Here is an 18311-nt window from a genome sequence, read left to right on the forward strand (position 1 = left end):
ACTGAAAATTCCATCATCTGGACGGAGGGAAAAATAATTGAAAAAAATTGTTTCATTAATCATGCTTATCACACTATGCATGGCGCTTCCACTGCAATCTTTTGCTTCTATTAATGAGGTGATTACACAAGGTTTAGGGAATAATAATGCAGCTGTAACAATACGAGATGCGCAAACAGGGAAAATAATTTATGAGCATAATGGTGAAAAATTGATGCGCCCTGCCTCCAATATGAAATTATTAACAGGTGCAGCTGCGCTTGATATTTTAGGCGAGGATTATCGTTTTTCAACGGAATTATATATTGATGGGGTAATCATGAACAAAGAATTAAACGGCAATGTCTACATAAAAGGGACAGGGGATCCGACATTAAATAACGATGATTTTCTAGCATTTGCAACCGCGTTAAAAAATCAAGGCATTCAAAAAGTTAACGGAAATATCGTAGGGGATGATACGTACTTTACTGGAAATACGTTACCACCAGGTGTTGATAAAGTCGATGAAACGTTCTACTTTGGTGCGCGGACGTCAGCCATTACGATGTCACAAAATCCAGACTTTGATGCAAGTACGATCATTATTACAGCAACAGCGGGAAAAGTCGGAGCGAAGCCAAGCTATGAAATTATTCCGAATGTAAGTGGGATGACCATTACGAATGAAGCAAAAACCGTTGCAAAAGGACAAAAAAATACGATAAAAATTGAACGCTCCTATAATACAAATCGCATCATTATTTCGGGTAATTTACCACAAGGAAGTAGCAAAAAAGAGTGGGTAACTTTGCAAGACCCAACCAAAAATACGCTACAGGCAGTCCAACTAACGCTTCAAAGTGCAGGCATTCAATTTGCAAAAAATACGCAAATTAAAACAGCTCCTATACCAGCCGACGCCAAATTTATTCATATGAATAAATCTCGTGCATTGTCTACGATTTTCCCTGCTTTTATGAAGTTAAGTAATAATAGTATTGCGGATATTTTAGTGAAATCAATGGGGCAGCAACAGCAATCGAATGGGAACTTAACGGCTGGATTACAAGCGATGAAAGAATATGGACATACATTAAATATTCCAATGGATGCTTGGATATTGGCGGACGGCTCAGGCTTATCTGATCGAAACCGTGTGACAGCGAATGGCTTGTCTTCTTTATTATATGAAGTGCAACAAAAATCGTATTTCCAAACATTTTACAAATCACTCCCTGTAGCAGGTTATGACGACCGTCTCATTGGTGGAACATTGCGGAAGCGCTTTACAACAAGTGATGTAAAGGGGAAAATTATTGCGAAAACAGGCTATATTCCAAATGTGAATACATTGGCGGGCTATGTAACAGGCAAAAGTGGCAAAACGTATATTTTCACAGTCTTATTAGAAAGTGAATCCAATGGAGTGGCGCGTATAGACCAGATGATGGCGGACATTATGAAAAATTTATAATTAATAAAGGGGAAAAGTAGATGAAAAAAATATTATTAACGGGGTTTGAGCCATTTCTATCAAACCCAATCAATCCAACAATGGACATTGTAAAGGCACTACATGGAAAGGGATTTTCAGATTACCAAGTGGAGGGGCGTATTTTAAGTGTGGATTTTGAAAAATCGCCGTCACAATTTTTGAGTTATGTAGAAGAAGTACAACCGAGCATTATTATCTCTCTCGGGTTAGCAGCGGGGCGCACGAAAATTACGCCGGAAAGAATCGCGATTAATATAAAAGACGGAGAACCAGATAATGCAGGTGTGGCGCTTGTAGATGAACCGATTCGTGCGGGGGAAAATGCGGCTTACTTTTCAACATTGCCAATACGCGCGATGATCAACAGTTTAAATGAAGCTGGTTATCCAGCCGCTATTTCAGATTCAGCGGGCACGTATTTATGTAATAATATTATGTATGAAGGGTTGCGTTATGCAAGTAAGCAAGCGAATATAAAGGCAGGATTTCTTCATATTCCAGCGTCATTTGAACTTGCGATTGCACATGGAAAGATACCAGGCTGGTCTGAGCGGGATTTACTTGCAAGTATTGAGCTCTGTATCGAAGAATGTGTGAAAAGTGGAAATGAATCTATTAAGTAATAAAATAAACTGAGTAAGTAATAGAATGGGGTATGGAAAACGCACTTATACGTTTCCCATACCCTTTTTGATGGTGGAAAAAATCAATCACATCCCAATTACTTTTCTTAATTTTTTTAATCGTTTTTCTCCAATAAGAGCCTCTGCTTTTTTTAATTCAGCAGCAGGAATCCCAGAGAAAAGCCAGGTAAATGAAGCATTTTGAAAGATGAGTCGTAGCTGCCTGATTTCTTCAATTGAAAATTTTAAGTCCTCTTTTTTAGCAAATTTCCGTAGTTCATGATCATCCATATGTTGAAGATTCTCAAACCATTCTAATTTATTCATAACATGCATTCCTTTCAAGTTTATTTTCGTTCAGTAGAAGTCCCTTACTACTGAAGTGGTACGGTGAATATGGTTTTCGTAATTTTTCAGAGGGTGTTTCAAAACGCACTGGACGCAATTACGCCGGGGCGCAATTGATATACTTTACATCTGATGGAAAATAAATTATACTAACATCTTGTAAATCGTAATGATTTTGAATTAGAAAGAAGCGAAGAAAATGAAAAAACCTTTAATCGAACTAAAAAATGTGTCGTTTCAATATGAATATACGCAAGTGTTAAAAAATATTTCATTGCGCGTGGAAGAAGGAGATTTCCTAGCATTACTTGGTCAAAATGGCTCGGGAAAATCGACCTTATTAAAATTGATATTGGGATTATTAAAGCCGATGACAGGCGAAATTGAGTTATTTGGTGAAAATGCGAATCAATTTAAACATCGTGAAAGGATTGGCTATGTTTCACAGAAATCCAACGCGTTTAATTCAGGATTTCCAGCAACTGTACAAGAAGTTGTGAAAAGTGGTTTAGCGAAAAAAACTGGATTATTTAAAAGTTTACCGAAAAATGCAGATGAACTTGTGTCTCGTGCATTAGCCGATGTCGGAATGGAATCATTTGCGAAACGAAACATTGGGCAACTATCGGGTGGCCAACAGCAGCGGGTATTTATTGCACGTGCACTTGTAGCGCAGCCAAAGTTGTTAATTTTGGATGAGCCAACCGTTGGGATTGATCATGAAAACGTGCAGGCATTTTATGATATGCTCGCACATTTAAATGTTCAACACCAAATGACAATGATTTTAGTTACACATGATGTAGATATTGTGTCAGACCGTATCAGCCATGTTGCTTGTTTAAATCAAACGATTCATTTCCATGGTTATAAAAATGATTTTGATACGCTTTCGCAAGAGCAGATTGATGCATGGTATGGTCATTCAGTGCGAAAGATTCATTAAGAGGAGCAGGCGTAGATGATTGAAGCAATATTAAACTATGAATTTTTACAAAATGCCTTTTTCTCAGGGCTCATTATTGGGATTATTGCGCCATTACTTGGGGTATTTATTGTTGTACGAAGGTTATCCCTTATTGCCGATGCACTTTCACATGTAACGCTTGCAGGAATTGCAGGGAGTCTTTATTTAAGCCAGTCGGTGGCGGCATTTGCGTTATTAAATCCGATTTATTTAGGGATTGTGGCATCGGTAAGTGGATCGATTTTAATTGAGCGCTTGCGTCGAGTGTATAAACATTACGAGGAGCTTGCCATTCCGATTATTATGTCGGGTGGTATTGGGATAAGCGCGATTTTAATTTCACTAGCGAGCGGCTTTAACACTGATTTAATGAGTTATTTATTTGGTTCAGTATCAGCTGTATCGCGACAAGATTTGTATGTCGTTTTGGCAATTGCCATTATTGTAGTGTTATTTTTACGCTTATTTTTCAAGGAGTTATTTGTGCTTTCATTTGATGAAGAATATGCAAAAGCGAGTGGTTTACCTGCAAAATGGGTGCACTTATTATTTATGGTAGTTGTCGCGCTTGTCATTGCGGCAAGCATGCGCATTGTTGGCATATTACTCGTTTCTAGCTTAATGACGTTACCGGTAGCAGCAGCTATGCGATTAGCTCGTGGCTTTAAAGAAGCGATCATTTACTCGATTATATTCGGTGAACTAGCTGTTATTATTGGACTTGTATCCGCCTTCTATTTAAATTTAGCACCAGGTGGAACAATTGTTGTCACTTCGATTTTAATTTTATTGTTTGTCATATTGTTGAAAAAGGTAATGTTAAAGATGGCAACTAAAACGAAAGGGGAAGATTTACTGTGAATGAAACGCGCGCGTGGGAAATATTAAAGGACAATGGCTATAAAAAGACAGATAAACGAGCACTAATCTTGGATATGTTTGCAGCTACGGACAAATATTTGACTGCCCGTGATTTGTTGTCAGTATTAAAAAAAGACTCCCCAGGGATGAGCTTTGACACAATTTATCGCAACTTAGCAACATTTGTAGAGTTAGATATTTTAGAGGAAACCGAGCTCAATGGCGAACGAAACTTCCGCATGCACTGCGAGTCCGATCACCACCATCATCACTTTATCTGTCGTGACTGTGGCAATGTAAAGGAGCTTGCGGTATGCCCGATGGAAATGCTCGGTGAAAAGCTCCCAGGTTATGAAGTGGAGGCACATAAGTTTGAGATTTATGGGAAGTGTCCGGAGTGTCAGGTTGGATGAAAGCTCTGTAACCTTGTTAAATAAAGGGGTAAAGTATATTTTATCATACCGTGGTCATTTTATTGATCATAAGCGCCAGTAAATCACTCTAAATATGAAGGTCTTTCATCAATTTATGGAATTGGTGGAAGGCCTTTTTAGTTAAGGAACACTATTGGGTCTGAACTCGAGTGAGCGTACCCTTTGAGAAGAATCATTAAGTTTGGTAGCTATATCATCAATGCGAGATTGCCCTATTATTATAGACTGGTATAATGGGGTTATTATTTAATAGTGTTAAAATTTGGATTGTTACATTAAGGGAAGATCAAGTGAGTGCATAGGGAAAAGAGAAAAGGGGGAAGGGTTTTGAGTAAAATAGAAGATTCTACATCAATTACAGAGCTAAGAACACAAATAAGAGGTATGAAAGAATTGCTGGGCAATAAAACTTTACTTACATCTATGGGAATTACACCGCTTCAAAAAAGTCAACTCTCTAATCAAGTGAAAAAGATTGAGATGGAATTTACTTCGCTCTTCACTTTACCGGACAATTTTAATGAAACTTTCAAAAATACAGGATGGATTGCTTCCGAGTTTCTAAGTGTTGAAATTATAAAAAAGAGTATTGAAATTGCAAACGATAAGGGAATTGATGTTGGAGAGGAATTTTTAGCTAGTTATTATACAAATAGAGAAAAAGTAAAACATTTATGTATACGAGCTAAGAGAAACCTTGGGGATAGGTCGTCATTATTTGAGTTAGCTACTGATGACCACTTCAGTGGGAGATATTATTCATGTATACCGCTCTTTTTGATGATAATTGATGGATTTGTTAACGAAGAAGAGGCAACCGGTTTTTTTGCGGAAAGTACAAATTTAATTGCATGGGATTCAGTTGTAGGTCATGAAACGGGACTAAATGAAGTGTCAAAATTGATGTCGAAAACTAGAAGAAAAACCAATGTTGAAGAAATTAAAATACCTTACAGAAATGGTATTTTACACGGGAGGGATTTGAATTATGCAAATTCCTTTGTTTCAAGTAAATTATTAGCCGTAATCTTTTCACTTATGGATTGGGTAAAAGCTAAAAAGAAAATGAAATCCGGAGAATCGAAAGAGATGTATACAGCCCCTAATTCGGAAGAAATTTCCTCTTCGCTATCGAAGTTGGCTGAAACCAGAGAAAAAATGGGTCAGCAGAAAGGCGAGATAGATGAATGGAAAAAAAGGGACATTGTAGTCGGTGTTTCAGTCTCGAAGAATGGGAAAGTCGAAGAATATGGGGAAGGTACACCAGAAAAATGTTTGATTGAAGTGTTCAAATACATTAATGATAACAACTTTGGCTATTTAGCGGATAGAATATTTTATGATTCGAGACAAATGTCAAAGGCTAAAAAGGCTAGTGAAATAAAGGAACAGTTTAAAAATATTAGCATAAGTAATTACGAGATACAAGAAATACAGGATGTGGCTCCTGCAGTAACTGTGATTAAAGTAAAAATTAATTTGGAGGTCAACGACAAAATCGAGTCTGTAGATGAGGAATTCAGACTTATTTACTCGGATAACGAGCAAAATCCTTTTGTCCGGGGGGCAACTGGAGGTGAATGGAAGGTGATGGATAATTTTTCTGCACAATGGGAGTTGATACAACTTGGAATAAAGTAGTCCGCCTGGCTAAGCAGAGGATAACGATTAATAAAGGCATTGTTTCGTATCATACCTCAAATTCAGTGCCTCACTGTGGATGTCGAGGTGAAGAAAAAATACAGACTCCGGCAATTTGTAATGGTAGGAGGGGGAAAAGAAATTAATCCGACACAGATTGAAGGATTAGCATATCAACCAGAAAGGAACATGTACTAGTGGAAAAGCGGGATGAAAGTTAGTTATCGCAAAACGGTCCGTACAGCGTGTGAATGTTTGAAACTACCTTGTGAAACACGACACCTATACCGAAAATAAACTATGTTCATGTTTGAAAATAGCCATTTAGGATGGTTGAGCAATAGTATGAACGTTGATACAAAGGGGTTTTTAATACCTGTTTTATTGTATTTTTAGCGGTGTTAAATGGGCGGCAGCATGATGTAATAAACCGCTCGATCTTTTGATATAATGGGATTTATGTAAGGTGGAAGTGTGATGTTAACATAAAGGACTATAATCGAGGCTTCTCATGAGTTGGTTATACTTTTGAGAAGTTTTTTCATTCTTCCAGTCCATTGCATCCAGATTCACTTGATGATGTATCGCATTTGTATAATATTCATTTTGTGTAAGTGCATTTTTAATATTCAATAATCGGACCATATTCTTGAATAAAGATAAAAATAAGTTAGGTTATATTGAATCTTTATATCCAAAATTAAAAGTTCCGATTTAGATATTGAATATATGAAACTGTATACTCATACTTAATGAAGATAGTTACTACTAATAATCTAGGTTGTAAATTATAATTTTATAACTTGGACCAACAACCAATAAAATAACTCGGGGGATAAAATTATGAAAGAAACGGGAACCCTATACTTTTTCTGCGGAAAAATGGGTGCAGGAAAATCAACTAAATCAAAACAATTGGCTATAGAAAAACATGCAGTACTATTATCTGAGGATGAATGGCTGGAATCACTTTATCCTAATCAGATTATATCATTTGAGGATTATCTAAAATTCTCAACGCGACTCAAGCCGCTGGTGAAAAAGCATGTCCAAAATATATTAAGTGTTGGTACAAATGTAGTGATGGATTTTCCCGGGAACACTCAAAAGCAACGCAAATGGTTTTTGGATATAGCGTCAGGGATCAATGCAAACCACCAACTCATTTTCCTTAATTTAAATAATGAGCAATGCTTACGTCAAATTGCACAAAGGCGTAAGGAACAACCCGAAAGAGCAGCTTTTGACACGGAAGAGACGTTTATTCATGTTACTAAATTTTTTGAAGCACCAGAAGCATCAGAGGGTTTAAATATTTTAGAGTTAAGTTGAAGATAAAAAAGGATTGGTTTTGCTTTTGTAGGAACAAATTAAATATGTACATTGGAGGGGCTGTCTAATAAGCCCCTTCAATTATTTTCTTACGCAATGCCCCTCATCCAATTTAGAGATTAAATGGAACAATAGTTTCATCTATCCCTACCTTAGAATCGACAAAAAATTTATCTCATTTTTAATAATGGGCGATAAGCATCGATGTTTTTGAACATTAAATAGGTGTTCATAATTAAAATGAAATAGGCACCGAAACCTGTTAATTGCTCTAAGAAAATATGGAAAACGACCATATTTACTGAAACAGGCATAAAGATAATTAACGCTAACGGTAAATAACGGTTTGTAATAAATGCGATACCACAAACAATTTTTACTAAAGCTAAAAACAGAACAAAGTATCCCGTATCTACCAATGCTGTCATATATTGATTTGCTGCTATATTTTCATATTCAATCGGGAATCCACCTAATATAATCATGCCGATACCCGATCCAACCATCATGACTCCAAAAATAATTCGAACAATTTTATAAAATAAACTTTGATTTTTCATTTCAATATTCCCTTCTTAACTAAAAAAATAACTTAGATTACTATATTAGTTGCCGGCAACATAAAATTATCACAGAAATTTAGATGATGCAACTCAAACGAATTATGATAGAAAACTAAGTTGGTTTTGTTGTTCCACTTGGCAATTGTCAAACCGGCACGTAGTAGAACGACTTTCAAATGGTGTATTATTATATAATGGTTTAAAAAGCGTATTCTTTGAGAAATCGTAAAGGATATGTGGAATATCAAAAAGTGGCAATCAATATTTATAAAAGGGGAGCTTTTCATGTCAGAAAACCAATGTTCTAAAACGCTATCTGAAGTTGATGGTATTTTCACTGCTTCAGAATTCCCTACTAATTTCGCAATCATCTCACTCGCTCGCCTCCATCGCGCAACAGCAACTGATCTATTACGAAAGGTTGGGTTATTTCCAGGACAAGAAATGATGCTAATGCAGCTTTGGAAAGAGGATAATCAATCACAAAATGCACTTTGTAAATCATTAGGGATTAATCATTCAACCGTTGCAAAGTCCGTACGACGATTAGAAGATGTTGGCCTTGTAACGATGAAACGTTCAGATTTGGATAAACGCGTAACACTCGTTTCCCTTACGCAAGCAGGTATGGATATAAAAGAGGAAGTTCTAAATGTTTGGAGAACGGTTGAACAAGTCTTCACTGAAAATCTTACAGAAGATGAAAAAACTTTATTTTTGGATTTAATGAAAAAGATTTTGAATAAAGGTTAAATATTTACAATATTAATTAATTTTGTAGGAGGAAATCTGAAAGTGGATTTTCCCCTACATATTTTTTTGCACATTTCTATAACTGGTCAAGGTTACATCCATATTTAGCACAATAATGGATGGTCCTTAGTAAAGAAACCGTGGTAAGATTATGGAAATGTTTTCAAATAGGAATGGGGGGAGTTCAATGGAATGGTTAATCCTGCTTGTCGTTTTAATTTGGTTTATATTATTTATACGCAAAAAACGCGCATTTACATTTAGTTTAGCTCCACAAGTATTAGATATAAAATCAATTAAAGGATTAAAAAAGCTCAGTGTCGACTTGGAGCAATCCCTTAATAAAGGTTATATGGAAAATGTAGCGGATCGGGTAAGTAGACAAAATAAGTTAAAGGGAAATGAGTACGGCTGGCGTCTTCTGGATTTGAAACGTTATTTTATTTTGACTTCTCTTTTAAAAGAATCGCCAATGTTTAGTGAGAAAGTCGATGAATTATGGCATGAGATGCTTATGTTTACCCGTGAGTATGAGGACTTTTCAAAAAATTATTTAGGGACAACACTTCATCACAGTCCGAATGTTAATGTGGAACCAGATCCAAATTTACGTGGTTTTTTTGATTGGATATATGCGGAACTTTTCTACATAAGAAAGGAGAACATTCATCTATATAAAGGCTTTTTCAGATTCCCTGTGCCTCCCAATATTATTGATGAATTTAAAGATTTCCCGGAAAATGAATTAATAGATAAATATTTTAAGAGTGATGCCAAGAGTATGCCAGTTGTCCTTTCACTGATTGCATCCATGAAAAAAACGGCAAATAGAGTGAAAGACCATGATAAAAATGCCATACGTGCAATGATGAAGAAAGGGAAAAGTCAGCAAAAATACAACGCAATGCTCATTCCTTTCCTATCTGTTTCCTATTTTCATTATGATGAATTTTATAATTACATGAATGAAAGCAGCAACGGTTCATCAAGTTGTACGAGTTGCGGGTCTGGAAGCTCTTGTAATAGTTGCTCGTCTGGTAGTTCTTGCTCAAGCTGTGGTGGGGGTGGAGATTAATAACTTCCAATTCAACGCGAATCTACATGAGAATACTCTTTTTTATTGTTTTTTTACAGAAAGGTTAGTCAATCAACAGACGTGTTAAAATAACGTTATACCTAAATACTTATTTGCATGTGAACTTTCGTATGGTACAGTATGTTTATCAATTTAATAAGTTTGCAGGAAAAAGTGCTATAAGCATAAATTGGGAATTCGGTGTGAATCCGAAGCTATATCCGTAACTGTGAGCGCTGATAAATACTGATGAAAAGAGACTGCTAAAAAGTGGGGATATTTTCACGTGTATGATAAGCGCAAAGCCAAGACACCAAGCTTTTTCTGATCGTAACAAATACTCTTCGGATTTAAAGAGAATGTGCGGCAGGAATAATCGTAGTTTTCTATTATGATATTTATGATGCCATCCATTTCCTTGGGTGGCATTTTTTTATTGCCGTTACAAATAATTAGAACAAAAGTGAGGGACTTGCATTGAAAAAGGACATGCGTTATTCGTGCTATCCATTTATGCGTGAAAAAATTTCTTTAGTGGATTATGAAATCCGAACAGATTCATTGACGACTAGAATTGGTGCGGTCTTACCAACATTAGTAGAGGATGATAAAGGAAGGATTGTTTTAGAAGACTTGCAAATTATTCAGCCACTTGCTTATCATGTAAATGGTTCTGTACGAGGGAAAATGGCGATTACTTTAGATGATTTAAATTGGTTAAGTGAGCGCTATGATTTTTATGTCAGTCATGTTGAAGACGTGATTCAACAGTTTTTATTGCCACAGGGAATAGAAAGTGCTGTAAGGCTTCATATTTGCCGAAGTGAAGCGAAAAAGTCATACCGTGCTTTACATAAAGTGAGTGAAGAACGAGATGTACCGGAAATTTTATTTGATTTCTTAGGGCTTTTAGCGAATGTATTTTTCGTTATGGCTGTTTATATGAACAAACAACATGCTTATAATGAAATTCCGTTTATTAGTAAATCTTATCCAGTTAAAAAAAGAAAAGAGGAACACCGATGAAAATTAAAATGAAATGGGTTGCACCACTCGCAGCCGCGCTTTTACTAACAGCATGTGGAGTGGATGAAAAAACAGCGAGCCAGCCAAAAGGCGAAGTAAATCAAGAACAGCAAGGATCTAATACGAATGAATCTTATAAAGTTATTGATGATCGTGGTGTAGAAGTGACATTTGATGCTGTACCTGAAACAGTTGTGTCATTACAACCAAGCAATACTGAAATTTTATTTGAATTAGGTGTAGGAGATAAAATTATCGGTGCAACAGATTATGATAGTTACCCAGAAGCTGCCCAAAAGATTGAGCGTGTTTCAACATCTACTGTTATTAATGCAGAACGTATTGTAGAATTAAACCCGGACGTTGTAGTTGCCTATACAGTTGGTGATGAAGCACAAATTAATCAGCTAGAAGATGCTGGATTAAAAGTATTTGTTATCGAATCGGCTGCTCAATTTGAGGATGTATATTCAGATATTATTCAATTATCAGAAGTAATGGGTGTGAAGCCAACTGGTGAACAAATCGTCAAAGATATTCAAACTCAAATTAAAGAAGTACAAGATAGAACAGCTACAATCGCAACAAAGAAAAAAGTATATTACGAAATTTCACCTGCACCAGATCTTTGGACAACAGGTAATGAAACATTCCAACAAGAAATAATGGATGCAGCAGGTGTCGAAAATATTTTTGCAGATCAAAAAAGCTGGATAAGTGTTGCTGAGGAAGATGTTATCCTACGTAATCCCGAAATCATTATTACAACGACGAATTATATAGACGATCCAATCGGTGAAATTATGGGACGCGCTGGCTGGGATAAAATTAGTGCATTGACGAATAAACAAGTGTTTTTAGTTGATGGAGATATTATGTCTCGTCCAGCACCACGAATAGGTCAAGCTGTTCAAATCATGGCAGAAACAGTCTATCCAGAGCTATTTAACTAGATTCAGCGGGGGTTCAAACCCCGGCTGAATTGGGGAACAAAGGCTAAACCCGTCACGTCCTGTGACAACGCCTTTGTGATCAACTTCGTGTTGACCTAAGCCCCGGCGGATGTCACAGATTTTTAAGGGGAGTTTTTCGAGCGAGCTCGAAAAAATCTGGACGCAATTACACCTCGGCGTAATTGATATAAATCTATAATTAGAGAACAGGCTAAGAAAACGGCTTGTTCTTTTACTGCTTTAAGGGGTGAGAAATAAATGATTTTTATTACAGGTGGCGTAAGAAGTGGGAAGAGCGCCTTTGCAGAGCGGTTTGTTCAGCGATATGGACAGGACGCGCGGTATATTTATGTTGCAACAGGTGTCGCGTTTGACCGAGAAATGGAAGCGCGAATTAAACGGCATCAGCTAGACCGCGAACAGCAAGGGTTACACTGGCTAACTGTTGAAATGCAAGTGGAAATACCGGCTGCAATGAAGCAGCTTAATGCTCAGCATGTGCTATTATTTGAATGTGTCACAACATGGCTGGCCAATGTGTTGTATCATACAGAAACGCTTGATAATCGTGAGCAGCGGATTGCGGATTATATATTGGCCTTTCAAGAACAGCTACTTGCATGGCAACAGCAAGGAGTGCGGGTTGTCATTGTATCGAATGAAATATTGGATGAACCACGCTCACCATTTGATGAAGTGGAACTGTACCGAAAGCTGATCGGACAATTTCATCAATGGATTGTGACACATTGTGAATCAGCTTATGAAGTACAATACCAACTTGTACAACAATGGAAATAAGAGGTGAACAAGTTGAAAAATAGTACAATTGGATTTTTATTAGCGTGGCAATTTTTCTCGGCTATTCCCGTGAAAAAATCGTTTGAGATGAACGCAAAAACCGTTACATGGATGTATGCCTTTTTACCGATACTTGGATTACTAATGGGCGGCATATATGCGACAACGGCTTATGGATTATTTACATATAGCGATATTTCACCGTTATTATTAGCAATCATTCTCGTTGTCGGGATGATTGTAGTGACAGGTGGCTTACATTTAGACGGCTGGATTGATATGAGTGATGCTTATTTTTCATACGGAGATAAAGAAAAGCGTTTAGCCATTTTAGATGACCCGCGAACAGGTGCGTTTGGTGTCATTAGTGTCATGTGCTTACTATTATTGAAAATAGGCTTTGTTTACGAGGCGATTGTGCAAGGAAACTTAGCGATTATTCCATTTTTATTATGCATACCATTTCTTGCGCGGATTGGTGTGTTAACTGTATTTTTAACAACTGAAACGTCAAAACAAACGGGACTAGCAGCCTATTTTAAAGGGATTATTATAAAAAAGCAGCTTGCCATCAGTGTCGTGCTTTTATGTGTGGGCTACATCGTTATTTGTATTGCGCTTGCAGACTATCATATGGTGTTCCTTGTGGTGGCTCTGCTTATAGGAGTGTTCCTGTACCGCAAGTGGATTGTAAAAAACTTTGGCGGTGTGAGTGGCGATTTACTCGGCGCACATTGTGAAGGGATGGAGGTATTTTTATGGCTCGTGGTGTTACTATTCATTTAATTCGACATGAAAAAACGCAAGCGAATGTAGAACGAAAATACATCGGTTGGACAGATGAACCGATTTTACAAGAAGTAACGGCACAGTTGCCCATTGCACCAACTATCATCTATGGTAGTGATTTACTGCGCTGTCAACAAACCGCCGCATGCTATTTTCCGAATGTAAATTATATTGGGATGCAGCAACTGCGGGAAAGTAATTTTGGCGATTTTGAAATGCATACATATGAGCAGTTAAAAGAGCAGTCTATTTATCGCGCTTGGATTGACGATCCTTATACAGTATCACCACCGAATGGCGAGTCATTTAAGGCATTTGAACAGCGTGTATTACAGGTATTTCAACAACTAGTCGTGCAACAAGGAGCTTATACGTTTGTTGTACACGGAGGCGTAATTCGGCTATTGCTCTCGCATTTTGGACAGCCGCAGCAATCGTTTCAAAATACGCTCGCTAAGCACCGGGTCCTTTATACATTGCACTGGGAACAGCTAGAACAATTTTTAGGAGGAACAGCATGTACGTTATTCTCGGAGGCGCCTATAACGGTAAACGAAACTATGTAGAAACTATGCTACAAAAACGAGGCAATGTTGCTGTGCATGATATTGCGGGGGAAATTCCAGACATTAAAGCTATTGCAGAAAAGGATATTGTCGTAATTAGTGAGTTTGAAACAATCGTTCAAGCTATGCTAGAGCAACGAGAAGAAGTAGTTGCTGAACAGATTGCCAAGCAGCTATGTGAGCTCAATAAGCAAGCTCAAGTCATTTGCATATGCACGGATATGAGTCGCGGGGTCGTACCACTTGAAAAAGACGTACGGCAAATGCGTGACACATGCGGTAGAATTTATCAAAAACTTTGTCAGGAAGCCGAAACAGTCATACGCGTTTGGTACGGGCTTCCTCAAATATTAAAAGGGGAGATTAATCATGGATAAAAATAAATTACGTTTAATGGTGTTAACGGCTTTAATTTCCGCAATTTGTGTAATCGGAAGTTTTATAAAAGTACCTGGACCTATTACAACTGCTGCACTTGATTCCGCACCAGCATTCATTAGTGCTGTTTTCTTACCCCCACTTTTTGCCGGGGCTGCGGGAGCGCTCGGACATATTGCAACAGGTTTGACTTCGGGGATGCCACTTGGGATATTCCACGTTATAATCGCGGTTGAAATGTTTTTCATCATTTATATTTTTACTGTACTACACCGAAATGGTTTTCATATGTCAAAATGGATTTTTGCAGTAATTGCGAACGGGGTTATTGCACCGCTCCCGTTTTATTTTTTAATTTCAGCTGAATTTTACATGGCTTCGATTGTTACACTGTCCATCGCAACAGTCATTAATGTCATAGTTGCTATGCTTGTGATGCCTGTATTAAAAATGGTTGTTCAACGACAAGGTACGCAAATATGAGAAATGCAATCCAAGTAGGAGAGCTGTTTGTAACGATTGATAATTCAGGCTGTATTGGTGAAAACCCACAAGATGAAGTACAGGTGCCTCATGAGGTTACTGGTTACTTTACAGCAAGAACGGCGATTTTAGAGCAATGGTGTGCTGGGGCAATGCCAGTACAGCTAGTAGTAGCCAACTTTTCAGGAGACGACGCATGGCAGCCATACATTAATGGCTTTCAACAAGTTTTTGATGAAATAAATATACCGACGCCACCAGTAACTGGCTCTAGCGAAACGAATTTTCAAGCACTTCAATCCGCTGTTTCATTGACGATGCTCGGAAAAAAAGCATTTGCAAATAACACGACCAATTGCCGCTATTTTGTCGTTGGCGAGCCATTAGTAGGGGAAGAAGTTGTTAATAATCCGCAAAAGATCGCTTCGTTAGGCGAGCTTTATACTGGATTGAATGAAGGTTTTATCCAAGCGATATGGCCCGTTGGATCAAAAGGAATTGGCACTGAAATTGAGCGTTTTACGGGAAGTGACAAGTACGAAGTCGACCTACCTTTAAAAAAATCAGCAGGTCCATCTTGTGCGGTGTTAGTTGCGGTTAATGAACAAAATATTTCGCGTTTTTTTCAAATAATGTCTGCGCCAATAACTGAAATAAAGTTGGAAATCCTGGCTGAGTAAGTATTTCTTCAGAGGCAAGGTAATGAAAGAGAGCAATTATTTCCTAGGGAATAAATTGCTCTTTTCTTTTTTTATAGGAGCGATACTAATAGAAATAGATGTATAAGAAACCTTACTAAAAGTCTTGTTGTGCTAGATTAATGAAAAAAATGAACAAATAGTGAAAAATTATAAATATTCTAAAAATAACGTGGTATGATAGAGTGTATCAAGTTTAATTTTTTGTTAAGGAGCAATGGACATGACGACATACCAAATTACAACAGAGCTAACAGCCAATAAAAAAGACAAAATCGAAGCCGATCAGCTCGGTTTCGGACAAGTGTTTACAGATCATATGTTTGTGATGGATTATGAAGAGGGCAAGGGCTGGCACAATGCAAAAATTTCACCTTATCAGCCGCTAGAATTAAGCCCAGCTGCTATGGTATTCCATTACGGCCAAGCGGTATTTGAAGGATTAAAAGCATATGCAACGGCTTCAGGTGAGATTCATTTATTCCGTCCAGATCGTAACTTCAAGCGTTTAAACGCATCCAATGATCGTCTTTGCATTCCTAAAATTGACGAGGAATTTGCATTAGAAGCATTGAAGGAACTCATTCGTGTGGATCGCGATTGGATCCCAACTGCACCAGGCACATCTTTATATATTCGTCCATTTATTATTGCGATAGAGCCTTACTTAGGTGTGAATCCTTCGAAGCACTATAAATTTATTATTATTATGTCACCAGTAGGCTCGTATTATAAAGAGGGCATCAATCCCGTGAAAATTTTAGTGGAACAACACTATGTCCGTGCAGTTGTTGGCGGTACAGGAGAAGCAAAAACGGCAGGAAACTATGCAAGTAGCTTAAAAGGTTCAGAGATTGCTAGTCAGCAAGGTTATTCTCAAACGCTATGGTTAGATGGGAAAGAAAATAAATATGTTGAAGAAGTTGGGAGTATGAACATCTTCTTTAAAATTGCAGGGAAGGTTATTACACCAGCACTTAATGGTAGTATTTTATCTGGGATTACGCGAGATTCGATGATTAACGTATTAAAATCAAAAAATATCCCAATCGAAGAGCGTGCGATTGAGTTTGCTGAAATTGTAGAAGCTGCGAAAAATGGGACATTAGAAGAAGCATTTGGAACGGGTACAGCAGCAGTCATTTCACCAGTAGGAGAATTTAAGTGGCTAGATGAAATCTTAACAATTAATGATGGACAAATCGGTGAAGTAACACAAATGCTTTATGATACATTAACAAGCATCCAATACGGCACAATGGAAGATCCATTTGGTTGGACGATTAAACTATAACTTAATATAGCGGATGTCTAGACATCCGCTATATTAAGTTAAGCCTCCGGCGGTATGTCATTGAATCGGAAAGGAGTTTTTTGTGCAAGCACAAAGCCGATTCCAGACGCAATTATGCCAAGGCATAATTGATTAATTGCAGTGATATGAAAAGCAAGCAGGTAGTGATAAAAAACTACTTGCTTGCTTTGTTTTATAGATACGTAATGTTTAAATTCACCAATGTTCAGGTACGCTAAAATGAGGAGGTAATACGGTATTCCGGTCGCCATTAGCGGCGTTTATTTGTGCTTGCGTGAGAAAAATACTACCTAACAGATTAGCCCCACTTAAATTCGCGTCGCGTAAATCCGCCCCGATAAAATCTGCTATTCTCATATCGCTATTTCGGAGGTCAGCGGCTATAAGTAATGCACCCCTTAAATTCATCCCTCTAAGGTCCATTCCTTTTAATTTAGCCCCGATAAAGTCTGTTCGCGTCATATGTTTAGCAGGATTTTTATTGTTTTTAACATTTGCCCGAACGCGCTCACTTGTTTGTAAAAGCAATTGATTAATTCCATCTCTATGAGCTTTAATATTAAGCTGTAAGAGCTGCTGTGGACTTAAATTTGTAAGCTGTTCGGTTTGTGCAATCGCTTCTTGTAAATCTTTGTACAGCGGCTGCGCTTCTTTCAAATGAAGTGCTTCATCTAAGTAGTAAAGCATTTCATGTAACTGTTGCATAATAGGAAATACATCAAACATTTCGTTTGCAATATCCAGATTATTTCGCCAACTGTTTTGCTTGTACGTTATTTTGGAAACCTTTTGACCGGCGCCAAAGCATTCATATACAGTGCATCCTCGAAAGCCTTCTATTCTTAATTTTTGATGGATATTGCAACGATAATCGGCGTTTAAGTTTTTACAAGGTGTCCCACTGTCCTTATTAAAAGCAAAATCAGCAGACTTAGCATAGGGGAGGGCGACACAACATAAACCGAAACAATTGCCACAATCAGCGCGTAAGTTTTTTAATTTTTGAGTAGACACGAATTACACATCCTTTATGAACGGTTAGTAAGATGAACTTGCTACGATAACTAAATAAGTAAAATAAAAAACAAACAGATAGTGGAAGAAACTACCTGCTTGTTTTATTATAAACGCAATTATAATTAGGACACCAGAAATAAATTGGACTTTTTTGAATCTAATTTTTCGTGATGTATTCCCTATATACGATTCAATTTGATCTTTACTAGAC

21 protein-coding genes and 1 riboswitch are annotated in these 18311 nt (G+C 37.4%); of the genes, 18 read left to right on the forward strand and 3 right to left on the reverse strand.

Going from position 1 to position 18311, the window contains the following annotated elements; all coding sequences use genetic code 11:
* Positions 1–37: 37 nt before the first annotated feature.
* On the forward strand, positions 38–1456 hold the full coding sequence (gene dacB, locus MHI10_RS05855) for a D-alanyl-D-alanine carboxypeptidase/D-alanyl-D-alanine endopeptidase (protein WP_340783777.1): 1419 nt from the start codon (positions 38–40) through the stop codon (positions 1454–1456).
* A 20-nt stretch (positions 1457–1476) separates the two neighbouring features.
* Positions 1477–2100 (forward strand): pyroglutamyl-peptidase I, encoded by a 624-nt coding sequence (locus MHI10_RS05860; protein ID WP_340783778.1) that lies wholly within the window; start codon positions 1477–1479, stop codon positions 2098–2100.
* An 87-nt stretch (positions 2101–2187) separates the two neighbouring features.
* Here MHI10_RS05860 and MHI10_RS05865 read toward each other — a convergent pair whose 3' ends face one another.
* Positions 2188–2427 (reverse strand): isopropylmalate synthase, encoded by a 240-nt coding sequence (locus MHI10_RS05865; RefSeq protein WP_340783779.1) that lies wholly within the window; start codon positions 2425–2427, stop codon positions 2188–2190.
* 220 nt (positions 2428–2647) lie between these two features.
* Here MHI10_RS05865 and MHI10_RS05870 point away from each other — a divergent pair, with 220 nt between their 5' ends.
* The 5 genes from MHI10_RS05870 to MHI10_RS05890 all read left to right on the forward strand — a co-directional run bounded on the left by MHI10_RS05870 (position 2648) and on the right by MHI10_RS05890 (position 7683).
* Entirely contained in the window at positions 2648–3394 is a 747-nt protein-coding gene (locus tag MHI10_RS05870; protein ID WP_340783780.1) for a metal ABC transporter ATP-binding protein, read from the forward strand.
* Positions 3395–3409: 15 nt separating this feature from the next.
* Positions 3410–4276, forward strand: a complete 867-nt coding sequence (locus MHI10_RS05875; RefSeq protein ID WP_340783781.1) for a metal ABC transporter permease — start codon at positions 3410–3412, stop codon at positions 4274–4276.
* Complete coding sequence (locus MHI10_RS05880; protein ID WP_340783782.1) at positions 4273–4689, forward strand: Fur family transcriptional regulator; 417 nt, start codon at positions 4273–4275, stop codon at positions 4687–4689. The genes MHI10_RS05875 and MHI10_RS05880 overlap by 4 nt, the downstream gene beginning before the upstream one ends.
* 348 nt (positions 4690–5037) lie before the next feature.
* Complete coding sequence (locus MHI10_RS05885; RefSeq protein WP_340783784.1) at positions 5038–6351, forward strand: hypothetical protein; 1314 nt, start codon at positions 5038–5040, stop codon at positions 6349–6351.
* 843 nt (positions 6352–7194) lie between these two features.
* A complete protein-coding gene (locus tag MHI10_RS05890) occupies positions 7195–7683 on the forward strand; it encodes an AAA family ATPase (protein WP_340783785.1) in 489 nt (162 codons plus the stop codon).
* A gap of 170 nt (positions 7684–7853) precedes the next feature.
* On the opposite strand, the gene MHI10_RS05895 is transcribed toward MHI10_RS05890, so the two are convergent.
* Entirely contained in the window at positions 7854–8243 is a 390-nt protein-coding gene (locus MHI10_RS05895) for a hypothetical protein (protein ID WP_340783787.1), read from the reverse strand.
* A 288-nt stretch (positions 8244–8531) separates the two neighbouring features.
* Between MHI10_RS05895 and MHI10_RS05900 the strand changes: the two genes are divergently transcribed.
* The 11 genes from MHI10_RS05900 to MHI10_RS05950 all read left to right on the forward strand — a co-directional run bounded on the left by MHI10_RS05900 (position 8532) and on the right by MHI10_RS05950 (position 17062).
* Complete coding sequence (locus MHI10_RS05900; protein WP_340783788.1) at positions 8532–8999, forward strand: MarR family winged helix-turn-helix transcriptional regulator; 468 nt, start codon at positions 8532–8534, stop codon at positions 8997–8999.
* A 187-nt stretch (positions 9000–9186) separates the two neighbouring features.
* Positions 9187–10074, forward strand: a complete 888-nt coding sequence (locus MHI10_RS05905) for a hypothetical protein (protein ID WP_340783790.1) — start codon at positions 9187–9189, stop codon at positions 10072–10074.
* Positions 10075–10229: 155 nt separating this feature from the next.
* Positions 10230–10411, forward strand: a riboswitch (cobalamin riboswitch).
* A 140-nt stretch (positions 10412–10551) separates the two neighbouring features.
* Entirely contained in the window at positions 10552–11100 is a 549-nt protein-coding gene (locus MHI10_RS05910) for a hypothetical protein (protein WP_340783792.1), read from the forward strand.
* Entirely contained in the window at positions 11097–12053 is a 957-nt protein-coding gene (locus MHI10_RS05915) for an ABC transporter substrate-binding protein (protein ID WP_340783795.1), read from the forward strand. Before MHI10_RS05910 ends, MHI10_RS05915 begins: the two co-directional genes overlap by 4 nt.
* Positions 12054–12311: 258 nt before the next feature.
* Positions 12312–12854: a bifunctional adenosylcobinamide kinase/adenosylcobinamide-phosphate guanylyltransferase gene (locus tag MHI10_RS05920; protein ID WP_340783797.1), complete on the forward strand. Its 543-nt coding sequence runs from the start codon at positions 12312–12314 to the stop codon at positions 12852–12854.
* A 3-nt stretch (positions 12855–12857) separates the two neighbouring features.
* The gene (locus MHI10_RS05925) at positions 12858–13640 is read left to right on the forward strand and encodes an adenosylcobinamide-GDP ribazoletransferase (RefSeq protein ID WP_340783799.1); all 783 of its coding nucleotides are present in this window, start codon (positions 12858–12860) and stop codon (positions 13638–13640) included.
* Positions 13613–14209: a histidine phosphatase family protein gene (locus tag MHI10_RS05930; protein ID WP_340783801.1), complete on the forward strand. Its 597-nt coding sequence runs from the start codon at positions 13613–13615 to the stop codon at positions 14207–14209. The genes MHI10_RS05925 and MHI10_RS05930 overlap by 28 nt, the downstream gene beginning before the upstream one ends.
* Positions 14161–14586: a bifunctional adenosylcobinamide kinase/adenosylcobinamide-phosphate guanylyltransferase gene (locus MHI10_RS05935; protein WP_340783803.1), complete on the forward strand. Its 426-nt coding sequence runs from the start codon at positions 14161–14163 to the stop codon at positions 14584–14586. The genes MHI10_RS05930 and MHI10_RS05935 overlap by 49 nt, the downstream gene beginning before the upstream one ends.
* Entirely contained in the window at positions 14579–15070 is a 492-nt protein-coding gene (locus MHI10_RS05940; RefSeq protein ID WP_340783804.1) for an ECF transporter S component, read from the forward strand. The genes MHI10_RS05935 and MHI10_RS05940 overlap by 8 nt, the downstream gene beginning before the upstream one ends.
* Positions 15067–15750, forward strand: a complete 684-nt coding sequence (locus MHI10_RS05945) for a hypothetical protein (protein ID WP_340783805.1) — start codon at positions 15067–15069, stop codon at positions 15748–15750. Before MHI10_RS05940 ends, MHI10_RS05945 begins: the two co-directional genes overlap by 4 nt.
* Before the next feature lie 241 nt (positions 15751–15991).
* Complete coding sequence (locus MHI10_RS05950) at positions 15992–17062, forward strand: branched-chain amino acid aminotransferase (protein WP_340783806.1); 1071 nt, start codon at positions 15992–15994, stop codon at positions 17060–17062.
* A gap of 216 nt (positions 17063–17278) precedes the next feature.
* Here the strand turns inward: MHI10_RS05950 and MHI10_RS05955 are convergent, their stop codons facing one another.
* Complete coding sequence (locus MHI10_RS05955; protein WP_340783808.1) at positions 17279–18097, reverse strand: pentapeptide repeat-containing protein; 819 nt, start codon at positions 18095–18097, stop codon at positions 17279–17281.
* Between the last annotated feature and the right edge of the window lie 214 nt (positions 18098–18311).

Origin of the sequence: Solibacillus sp. FSL K6-1523, assembly GCF_038005225.1 — a bacterium.
Lineage (GTDB): Bacteria > Bacillota > Bacilli > Bacillales_A > Planococcaceae > Solibacillus.